Origin of the sequence: Paraburkholderia sp. SIMBA_053 (genome assembly GCF_046534895.1) — a bacterium.
Classification (GTDB): Bacteria; Pseudomonadota; Gammaproteobacteria; order Burkholderiales; family Burkholderiaceae; genus Paraburkholderia; species Paraburkholderia caledonica.
Genome location: NZ_JAWRXU010001013.1, coordinates 1 through 259 on the forward strand (window position 1 = coordinate 1; position 259 = coordinate 259).

The following is a 259-nucleotide window of genomic DNA, read 5'->3' on the forward strand; positions in this document are numbered from 1 at the left end:
CTCGCTGGCATCGAGCTTGACCAGATGCGCATACCACACGTCTTCGCCGAGCCAGCCGTGCTCGCGGCAAAACTCGACCGGCGTGAGCCGGTGCATCGCCTGCGCACTGTCCTGATAGTTGACGGTCTCCGAGAGATGGCTGTGCAGACGCAATCCGAGCCTGCGCGCCTCGCCCGCAATCGAGCGCATCTCGGCGGGAGAGACGGAAAACAACACCGTGGTCGGCGCGGCGACCACGCGGCGCATCGAATGCGGCGAG

The 259-nt window shown here is 66.0% G+C and carries 1 pseudogene; it reads right to left on the bottom strand.

From position 1 onward, the window contains the following. Positions 1–259 (bottom strand): annotated as a pseudogene (locus tag SB753_RS38685) (amidohydrolase); the annotation flags it as partial.